The organism is Microlunatus flavus (assembly GCF_900110855.1).
Classification (GTDB): Bacteria; Actinomycetota; Actinomycetes; order Propionibacteriales; family Propionibacteriaceae; genus Microlunatus; species Microlunatus flavus.
The window spans coordinates 1-9,602 of record NZ_FOFA01000021.1 but is presented as its reverse complement, the minus strand read 5'-3'; the positions used below and the strand labels follow the sequence as shown (position 1 = coordinate 9,602).

General features: G+C 71.3%; 7 protein-coding genes. 5 read left to right on the top strand and 2 right to left on the bottom strand.

From position 1 onward, the window contains the following. Positions 1 to 17 precede the first annotated feature (17 nt). Both BMY04_RS23730 and BMY04_RS22085 read left to right on the top strand, forming a co-directional pair. Positions 18 to 140 carry a CDP-glycerol glycerophosphotransferase family protein gene (locus BMY04_RS23730; RefSeq protein WP_408630475.1) on the top strand — a complete coding sequence of 41 codons (123 nt, stop codon included), beginning with the start codon at positions 18 to 20 and terminating at the stop codon, positions 138 to 140. A 268-nt stretch (positions 141 to 408) separates the two neighbouring features. Beyond that, positions 409 to 702 carry a GIY-YIG nuclease family protein gene (locus BMY04_RS22085; RefSeq protein WP_091187246.1) on the top strand — a complete coding sequence of 98 codons (294 nt, stop codon included), beginning with the start codon at positions 409 to 411 and terminating at the stop codon, positions 700 to 702. Positions 703 to 781: 79 nt separating this feature from the next. Here the strand turns inward: BMY04_RS22085 and BMY04_RS22080 are convergent, their stop codons facing one another. Beyond that, positions 782 to 2,437 (bottom strand): fibronectin type III domain-containing protein, encoded by a 1,656-nt coding sequence (locus BMY04_RS22080; protein WP_091187242.1) that lies wholly within the window; start codon positions 2,435 to 2,437, stop codon positions 782 to 784. A gap of 320 nt (positions 2,438 to 2,757) precedes the next feature. On the opposite strand from BMY04_RS22080, the gene BMY04_RS22075 reads away from it, so the two are divergent. Next, the gene (locus BMY04_RS22075; RefSeq protein ID WP_091187240.1) at positions 2,758 to 4,548 is read left to right on the top strand and encodes a fibronectin type III domain-containing protein; all 1,791 of its coding nucleotides are present in this window, start codon (positions 2,758 to 2,760) and stop codon (positions 4,546 to 4,548) included. Between the two features lie 95 nt (positions 4,549 to 4,643). Here the strand turns inward: BMY04_RS22075 and BMY04_RS22070 are convergent, their stop codons facing one another. Next, positions 4,644 to 6,533 carry a glycosyltransferase gene (locus tag BMY04_RS22070; protein WP_091187235.1) on the bottom strand — a complete coding sequence of 630 codons (1,890 nt, stop codon included), beginning with the start codon at positions 6,531 to 6,533 and terminating at the stop codon, positions 4,644 to 4,646. 167 nt (positions 6,534 to 6,700) lie between these two features. Here BMY04_RS22070 and BMY04_RS22065 point away from each other — a divergent pair, with 167 nt between their 5' ends. After that, positions 6,701 to 7,984: an MFS transporter gene (locus BMY04_RS22065; protein WP_091187232.1), complete on the top strand. Its 1,284-nt coding sequence runs from the start codon at positions 6,701 to 6,703 to the stop codon at positions 7,982 to 7,984. Positions 7,985 to 8,269: 285 nt separating this feature from the next. Continuing rightward, positions 8,270 to 9,602 (top strand): ABC1 kinase family protein (locus BMY04_RS22060; protein ID WP_139210110.1); only part of this gene is annotated, 1,333 nt, incomplete at its 3' end.

Genomic DNA, 9,602 nt, shown 5'->3' with positions numbered 1-9,602 from the left:
CGACCGCCGTCCGCGAGCTGGCCCAGGCGCCCGAGCGCTACGCCGACCTCTACGACGCCTGGGTCGAACGGTTCAACCACCTCGACGACGGCCGTTCCGCCGAACGCGTCGTCCGTCGCCTCCTCGCCATCCGCAAGTAGCCGCCCCGCGCCACGAGAACGCTCCCTGAGCTCGTCGAAGGGCCCGCGAACCCGTCGAAGGGCCCGCGAACGCTCCCTGAGCTTGTCGAAGGGCCCGCGAACGCTCCCTGAGCTTGTCGAAGGGCCCGCGAACGCTCCCTGAGCTTGTCGAAGGGCCCCGAAGGGGTTGGCGTTCGTCTGTCCACAGGCGGTGCCTCCGAGCGATGTCCGTCCACAGGAACGGGCAGTCGTGCGGCTCGAACCGCCGAGGTCGCACCACATTTCGTACGTGCCCTTCGTCTACCTGCTGCGTTGCTCCGACGGCTCCTTCTACGTCGGCAGCACGCGCGACCTGGAGCAGCGGTTGACCGAGCACGCCCTGGGCGTCGTGAAGGGCTACACCTCGAAGCGACGACCTGTGGAGCTCCTCTGGTCGCTCGAGACCGATCGCGTGGACGACGCCGCGGAGCTCGAGCGCCAGATCAAGGGCTGGCGCCGCGCGAAGCGCCTGGCTCTCGTCGAGGGACGCCTCGGTGATCTCCGCGCGCTTGCGCGAGCGGGTCCTCACAGTGAGGGCAGGTGACGCCAACCCCTTCGGGGCCCTTCGACAGGCTCAGGGAGCGTCTCGGGGCCCTTCGACGAGCTCAGGGAGCGTCACCGGCTCAGGGCAGGACCACCGTCGCCCGCTGCATGTTGTGGTCGGAGGCCTGCTTGCCGACGTAGCGGTGGTTGGCGTCGAGGTGGGCGACGTTCTCCCACTCGAGGACGCGGACCTTCTTCGAGGTGAGGATGTAGTCGATGTACGTGCCGTTGGGGCGCCGGCCGAAGTAGTTCGGGCTCGGCTCGGGCATGAAGTCGTTGAAGCTGCTCAGCGGGGTGTTGATGCGCTTCTCGACCGTGGCCCCCGGGGTGGCGGTGGTGGAGCCGGACGCGTTGCCGAGCGGGTCGACGTAGCCGTAGCCCGCGACGAACACCTTGGCCACCGGGTTGTTCTTCTTGCCCGACGGGTCGAGCGAGTTCTTGTGCGCGTTCATGTCACCGGTGATGAAGGTCGGCAGGTGGCCGGGGTTGCGCTTGGCGACCTCCTTGGCCACGGTCGTGGCCTCCTTGACGTGCAGGTTCCAGTCCTTGTCGGGCTCGAGGTGCGCGGTGGCGAAGAAGAACTTCTTGCCGGTGCTGCGCTGACGGAACACCGCCCACGCCATGAAGCGGTCGTCCTCGGGGCTCGGCAGCAGCTTGGAACCCTGGCTCAGCAGCGCGACACGGCTGTTGTCGAAGAGGATGCGCGTCCCCTTGGAGGCGCCCTGGTCCTTGTAGACGCACCTGGTGGGCGTCTTCGCCTTCACGCAGTTGTTGCGGTTGCTGTTCGTGACCTTCCACGAGCCGCCGAGCCGGTTGCGCAGGTCCTCGAACTGGCTGAGGTCCTGGCCCTTGCCGCCCTCTCGCGCGGGCAGCCACGCCTGGCTGGCCTCCTGGATCCCCAGGACGTCGACCTTCTGCGACTTGATGTCCTTCACCACGGCCGCCCGCCGGTCCCACCAGGACCGCTCGTTGGGGTGGTCGCCCTCGCAGTTGAAGCACTTGACGTTGAACGTGCCGAGCCGCAGCTGCGCGGAACCGCTCGGCGCCGTCGTGGTGGCCTTGGTGGTGGCGGTCTTGACGGGCTTCGAGTACGGGCCGAGGTTCTCACCGGTGCTGGTGATGACGCGGACCTTGACGTAGTAGGTCGTCCCCGGCTGGAGGCCGGTGATGCTGCCCGCGGTCGCCTTGAACCGCTTGTACGACGCGCCCGCCATCGACGCGGTCGTCGCGTACTGGACGCGGTAGGTCAGCCCCTTGCCCCGGCTGCCCCAGGCCAGCGCCAGGCTCGTGCGCCCGGTACCCGTCACCTTCAGCCCGCTCGGCGCCGCGTAGCCCGCGCTGGTCTTCGCCGAGACCGCCTTCGAGTACTTGCTCAGCGCCTTGCCGGCGGTGGAGATGACGCGGACCTTGACGTAGTAGCGCTGCGACGGCTTCAGCCCGGCCAGCTCTACCGTGGTGGCCGTCGAGCGCTTGTACGACGCCCCGGCCATGGACTTCTTGGTCGACCAGGCGACGCGGTACTTCGGGGCGCCCTTGACCTTGCTGAAGGTCACCTTCAGCGTCGTGGCGCCGGTCGCGGACACCTTCAGCCCGGCCGGCGGCTTGGTCGCCGCGTCGGCGGGGGCGGCGCTCAGACCGAGAGCGCCGAGAGCGAGCAGCAGCGCCAGCAGCAAGGTGGGGACCCGACGACTGCTGGCGTGGAGGACGCGCTGGAACTGGTGGACAGGCTGAGACATGCTTTCGGGCTCCTCAGATCGACGTGCATCCGTCAAGCCCCCCGGTTGCCCGGAACGTTAACGGCTTGCTCAGGTCTGATCGCTATTCCTGTCAACATGTGACACAGGTTTCAGGAACTTCTTGGCCGAATTGTTATCGGCCGCGTAGGCAGGAACGCGCCAGATCACGGCAAGGACGCGCCTCGAACTGACCGGAACGACACGTCCGCCGGGTTAGACTCCGGCGGACGGATACCTGAGGAACGAGGTCAGCAACTGTGACGAGCGCCGAGTCAAGCGCCGGCAGGGGTGCCGCCGGACACGGCGGCAGCACGAAGCGGGTGCGGACGGGCCTCGGAGCCCTGGTCGCCATCGCGCTCGTCGGCGCCGGCCTGACCACGAGCACCGCCGACGCGGACGTGACCAAGCCGAAGGTGAGCACCGAGAAGGGCTCGGCCACGGCGCTGAAGGTCGACTGGACCGACGTCAAGGGCGCCGCGGGCTACCGCGTGCAGTACTCGACGAGCAAGAGCTTCGGCAGCGGCACCACGACGCTGCCCGCCAAGGGCCAGCCCGAGATCAAGTCCAGCGACACGACGATCGACGGGCTGTCGACGGGCAAGCAGTACTTCGTGCGGGTCGCGGACGTCTCGGACGCGGGCAAGGTCGGCACCTACAGCGCCGCCACGGCGGCCACCCCGACGTACGCCTTCGAGGCGCCGGGCGACCTGTTCCGCAGCAAGGTCGACCGCGACAGCATGACCGTGTCGTGGAAGGCCGTCTCGGGCGCCCCGGGCTACACGGTTCGCGTCTACTCCAAGGGCAACCCGACCAAGTACTTCACGACGACGTCGAGCTCGGTGGGCCTGACGGGCCTCAAGAAGGGCACGACCTACTACATCCGGGCCTACGTCGTGCAGCCCGCCGCCGGCTCGGAGCCGGAGAAGCGGCTGAGCGACGACTCGCTCGAGGTCGTGCAGTCGACCACGACGTACAAGCTGGCGACGCCGGACGGCTTCAAGGAGACCAGCCAGGGGCCCACGACCGTCGGGCTGTCCTGGACCGGCGTCTCCGGCGCTCCCGACGGCTCGGGCTACAAGGTCTCGTACGCGCTCAACGGCGGTCAGACCGACCACCAGAAGACCTCCAAGGTCTTCACGGGCACGTCGGGCAAGCTCACCGGCCTGGCCAACGACACGACCTACTACGCGACGATCTACCTGGTCGACTCCGACGGAAAGCGGCTCACCGCCTCGAGCGACTTCATCGTCGCCAAGTCGGTGGTGCCCCGCGGCAGCATCAGCGGCAAGGTCGACGGGGTCACCGGCAGCGACCTGACCGCGGCGGCGTACACCACCTCCGGCAACGTCGCGCAGGCCGTCACGGTCGGCTCGGACAACCGCTACACGCTGGACGTCCGCCCCGGCAACTACAAGGTCCAGCTGATGTACACCGGCGGCGGCCCGTACGCGTCGGTCTGGGCGCGCTCCGGCAGCGACGGCGCCTGGACCTACGGCACCGCGTCGACGATCCAGGTCGAGACCGGCAAGAACACCGGCGCGCCGGACGTCGAGATCCACAAGGGTCACGAGGTCGCCGGCACGACGGTCGACCGCTCGGGCAAGCCCGTGCCGAACGTCGACCTGACCGCCATCACCAACCGCGGCGACGAGCGCGAGGTCATCTCCCTGACCCGCAGCGACAGCCAGGACGGCGCCTTCGCGCTCGAGGGCCTGAACACCGGCGACTACTGGATCCGCGCGATCTACTCCGGCGACGGGTTCAAGACCGAGAGCGTCTCGCTCAAGGTCGACAAGGACCTCGGCGTCAAGGTCGTCCTCGACACCGCGCCGTTTCGCAAGTCGTACCTCGCCTACATCAACGGCAGCGGACGGGTCGGCAAGACCCTGAGCGTGCACGCGACCCCGTGGCTCGCGGGTTCCTACCCCACGACCCGCGCCTCCCTCAGCTACCAGTGGAAGCGCAACGGCAAGGCGATCAAGGGCGCGACCAAGACGAAGTACAAGCTGGGCAAGGCCGACAAGGGCAAGAAGATCACCATCACGGTGACCGCCAAGCGCTACGGCTACACGACCGGCTCGACGACCTCGAAGGCCAAGAAGGTCTCCTGACCGCAGGCCCCGCGGCCCGGCCGGGTGCGGACGACGAGTCCCGCCCGGCCGCGCCCGAGCCGAAGGCACTCCAGCCTCTCGGCTCGACGGCGTCCTCAGCGTCGCCGCAGGCTCACGTTGCCGTACCCCGTCGCGTAGAGCTCGCTGGTCCCGGCCGTGGCGGACACCGCACCGTTCAGGCGGACCCGCCGCACCGACGAGCCCGCCGACACCTCGACGTACACGTCGCACAGCCGCTCGCCGACGGTGACCGCCAGCGGGTCCAGGGCCCCGCTCATCCGGAGCGTCGCCCCGTCCGGCGTCGTCCGGGCCTCGACGGCGAGCGGCTTGCGCCACGGCCGGCCGGCGTCACGACCCACCAGCAGCCACGAGGCGGTCGGCGCCGGCGGCGTCCCGGGGGCGGTCCAGCCGTCGGTGTCCCATGTCAGCGCGGCCTCGCCGTCGAGCAGGAAGCGCCCCGCCTCGGTCGTCACCGTGAAGCGCGGGACCTCCAGCGAGGTCAGGCTGAGCCGGCGGGCGCGCGCCTCGACCGCGCTGCGCTGCACCTCGACCCAGCGCCGGTAGACCTCGGCGTCGCTGAACGCCGCCAGCCGCTCGCGGGCGTTCTCGCGCAGCTGGCGCACGCGCCGGGCCGGCAGGTCGAGGAACCGGCGGATGGTGTCGGCGAGCGCGGAGACGTCGCCGGCGGGCACGAGGAAGCCGGTCTCGCCGTCGACGAGCAGCTCGTCGGGGCCGTAGCGGATGTCGTACGAGATCGGTACGCAGCCGGCGGCCATGCTCTCCAGCAGGACCAGGGACTGGCCCTCGGTGGTGGAGGTCATCAGCGAGAACGACGCGGCGGCGAAGTGCTTCGCCGCGCCGGGGGCGTACCCGTGCAGCGTCACGAGATCGGCGCTGCCGGTCTCCTCCACCGCGCGCTCGATCGAGGCCTGGCTGCCCGCGTCCTTGCCGTAGACGTCGAGCCCGAAGCCGGGCCCCCGCCCCCCGGAGCGCTGCACGAGGGCGACGGCCCGCACGGCGTGCTCGATGCGCTTGAGCGGCTTGAGCGTCGCGACGACGACCCCGCGCTCGGGCCGGTCGGGCCCCGGGCGGAGCCGGGCCAGGAGCGAGCGGGGCTGCGCCTCGGCGACGTCGGGCTGGACGCGCGGGCCGGCGTTGGGCACGGAGTGGAGGTTCGGCGCATCACCGAACCGTTCCGCGACGTCCTGGCGCTGCTTGCGGGTGAGGAACACGACGGCGTCGAAGCGGTCGAGGTGCGGCACGATCCGGCGGTGCGCGACGTAGAGGTCGCCCTTGTACGGGTTGGTCGAGTCGGCGAGGTGCGACTCGTGGAAGACGTGGATGGTGGTGGCGCGGGGGTTGAGGTAGCGCGAGAGGAACCGCGCCGTGCTCTTCGACTCGTTGATGATGACGGCCGGCCCGTCGCCGACCAGGTGGTCGAGCCAGAGGTAGTAGACGTCCCACGTGCTGCCGGCGAGGACCGTCGGGCTGCCGCCCGCGTCGAAGAACTGCTGGTAGCGCTTCTTCTCCCCGTTGACCTCGACCGGGAAGTCCCGCGCGAGCGGGCTCCCGTCGGCCCGGTACATCGTCGAGTGCACGAGCTCGCGGTGCTCGTCGTAGGTGCGCAGGCACCAGCGGCTGCCCTCCTCCTCGACCGTGGGCACGCCGGTGTCGGGCGACGGCGCGGTGGCGGGGAGCGTGCGCAGCCGCTCGACCAGCGAACCCTCGGCGTCCCATGCCCGCAGGTCGCTGAACAGCGTCCGTACGGTCACGCCCTCCGGCAGGCTGCCGCGCCGGGTGAGCCGCTCGGTGATCTCGGCGCTGTCCTGCAGCGCGGAGAAGGTGAGCAGGTCGACGGGCCGCCCGCTGCGCTGCACCTGCTCGCCGACGCGCCGCAGGGTCGCCGTCGTCTGCCCCGCGTACTGCTCCGGGACCCACCACGTGGTCACGAGCTGACGGGCGGGCGGGAGCTCCTCGGGTGCCACGCGACCACTCTCCCAGAGCACCTGGGCCGGGCGGCGGACCGAGCGGCGCGCCCGGCCCGTGTGCCGCGGAGGGCTGGTCCCGTCGAGCGCCGGGCGCGCGCAGCGCTGGTCTCGTTCCCACGCGCGCCCGGGGCGGCGCGGCCGGGCCCGGGTACGTTAGCCGCGCTATGGCTGTGCTGCTGGACCTGACCCCGCTCCGCAGCGCACCCGCCTACCGACGCCTGTGGCTGGGCCTGAGCGTGTCGAACCTGGGCACGCAGTTCACCGTCACGGCGGTGGGCCTGCAGGTCTACGCGATCACCGGCTCCACGTTCTCCGTCGGCGTCCTGGGCATCTGCGCGCTCGTGCCGCTCGTCCTGCTCGGCCTCTACGGCGGGGCACTGGTCGACCAGTACGACCGGCGCCGGGTCGCCATCGTCGCCTCGGTGGGGCTCTGGGTGGTCTCGGGGCTGCTCGCGCTCCAGGCCTGGCTGCACCTCGACTCCGTCGGGCTGCTCTACGTGCTCGTGGCGCTGCAGTCGGCCGGGTTCGCGGTGAACAACCCGGCCCGCTCGGCGATCATCCCGCGCCTGGTCGAGGCCGAGCTCCTGCCCGCCGCCAACGTGCTGCAGACCGTCTCCTGGAACATCGCCTTCGTCGTCGGGCCGCTCCTCGGCGCGTTCATGGTCGCCGGCGGCAACTTCGGGCTCGCGTACACGGTCGACGTCGTCCTCTTCACCGCCGCGCTGTGGGCGCTGCTCCGCCTCCCCGACCTGCCCCCGGCCGAGACCACCACCGGCGAGCCCGGCAAGCGCGGCCTCGCATCGGTCTTCGAGGGCCTGCGCTACCTGGCCACCCGGCCGAACGTGCGCATGACCTTCGTCGTCGACCTGACCGCCATGATCCTGGCGATGCCCCGCGTGCTGCTGCCCGCGGTCGGCGTCCTGTGGCTGGGCGGCGGCGCCGCCACGACCGGCGAGCTCAGCGCCGCCTTCGCCGTGGGCGCGGTGCTGGCCGGGCTGCTCTCCGGCAGCCTCGTGCGGGTCCGGCGGCAGGGACGCGTGATCGCCGGGTCGATCGTCGTCTTCGGCCTGGCCGTGGCGGCGTTCGGGCTCGTGCTGCTCCTCACCGGGCGCACCTCGCCCGGCGGGGTGCTCGTGCCCTCCCTGCTGGTCTGCTTCGTGCTGCTCGCGGTGGCCGGCGGCGCGGACGCCGTGAGCGCCGTGTTCCGCCAGACGATCTTGCAGGCCGCGACCCCCGACGAGATGCGCGGCCGGCTCCAGGGCGTCTTCATCGTCGTCGTCGCCGGCGGACCGCGTCTGGGCGACCTGGTGCTCGGCAGCGCGGCGGAACGGTTCGGCGAGGCGTGGGCCGCGCTCGCCGGCGGTCTGCTGTGCGTCGCCGTCCTCGTCACCGTCGTCGCCGTCCAGCGCCGCTTCTGGGACTACGACGCCCGCAACCCGCAGCCCTGACCCGCTCGCCCGCTGGGTGACGGTTCTTCGGACCCGGGTCTCGCGCCTGGGTCCGCGCCCGCGCCGCGGCCCCTTGCTGTCCGCCCCACCTGACCCAGCTTTTTCACGTGAACGTGAAAACCCCGGTCATCGCCACCCGTCGCTCCCGTCGCCGCCGAGGGAACCGGCGCCGTACCCGCAGGGCGTGCGGGCGTACGGGCGCGCGCGGCCCGGGGTGTGCGGCTCGCGTTGTTAGGGTCGGGGGCGTCGCGGACCGCGCGGCCCGGGAACCATCAGGGAGCGCGAGTGAGCGACGTCGGCGGGGTGCTGATCCACCAGCGCCGCCGTGTCGTCGAGATCGTCGACGTCTTCGCCCGGTACGGCTTCACGCAGCTCGCGTCGGCCTTCGGCGCGGCCATCGGCGACTCGCCGACGCCGTTCCTGCTACGGCTCACCGGTCTGCACCTGGCCGACCCCGAGCTGGTCGCGCTGACGACCGGCGAACGGCTGCGCTCCGCGCTCGCGGAGCTCGGCACCACCTGGGTCAAGCTCGGCCAGATGCTCAGCCTGCGGGCCGACATCGTCGGCACCGAGGTCGCCGAGGCGCTGCGCGGGCTCCAGAGCTCGGTGCCCGCGGACGCGCCCGGGCTCGCCGCGCGGACCGTCGAGATCGAGCTGGGCCACCCGCTCGACCAGGTCTTCGCGCGCTTCGACCCCGAACCGCTCGCGTCCGGCTCGGTCGCCCAGGTGCACGCGGCGACCCTGCACGACCAGACCGAGGTCGTCGTCAAGGTCCTGCACCACGACGCGGACCGCAAGGTGAGCGGCGACCTGGAGCTGATGGGCGCGCTCGCGCGCTCGGTCGAGTCGCTCGACGTCGGCATGGCCCGCTACAACCCCGTCGCCGTCGTGGCCGAGTTCGCCGGGCTGATGAGCGCCGCGATCGACTTCACCCACGAGCTGCACCACCTCCAGCAGATCGGGCAGAGCCTCGCCGCGGAGGTGGACGTGGTGGTCCCGACCGCGTACCCGGACCTCTCCACCACCAAGGTCCTCACGATGTCGCGGATCCGCGGCGGCACGGTGGACACCCGCGAGCACCTCCTGGCCACGGGGTGGACCGTCGAGCGCTTCGTCCAGCGGACCAGCGACCTGTTCCTGGCGATGATCTTCCGCGACGGGATGTTCCACGCCGACCCGCACCCGGGCAACTTCCTGCTGCCCGACGCCGGGCACCTCGCGATCCTGGACTTCGGCGACGTCGGCTACCTCACGCAGCGCCGCCGCCTCGACTTCCAGGCGCTGCTGCTGGCCATCTCCGAGCGGGACGCCGACGACTTCACCCGCGCACTGCTCACCGTGACGCGCGCGTCGGTCGAGATCGACGAGGACGCGGTGCAGAGCGCCGTGGAGGCGTGGATGCAGCGCTGGCTCCGCGCCGGCGTCAGCGAGCAGGACCTCGGGCCGGCGCTGGAGCACCTGCTCGACCTGTTCCGGGAGAACCACCTCACGTTCCCCTCCGACCTGCTGATGCCGCTGCGCGTGCTCATGCGGCTCCAGGGCCTCGGCCTCGAGCTCGGCAGCACCGTCCCGCTCGACGACATGCTGCGGCCCTACCTGACGCAGATGATGGCGGACC

Bases quoted from the DNA above. Each gene is read 5' to 3' on its own strand.
- BMY04_RS22065 (WP_091187232.1), top strand. From the start codon at position 6,701: ATGGCTGTGCTGCTGGACCTGACCCCGCTCCGCAGCGCACCCGCCTAC.
- BMY04_RS22080 (WP_091187242.1), bottom strand. From the start codon at position 2,437: ATGTCTCAGCCTGTCCACCAGTTCCAGCGCGTCCTCCACGCCAGCAGT.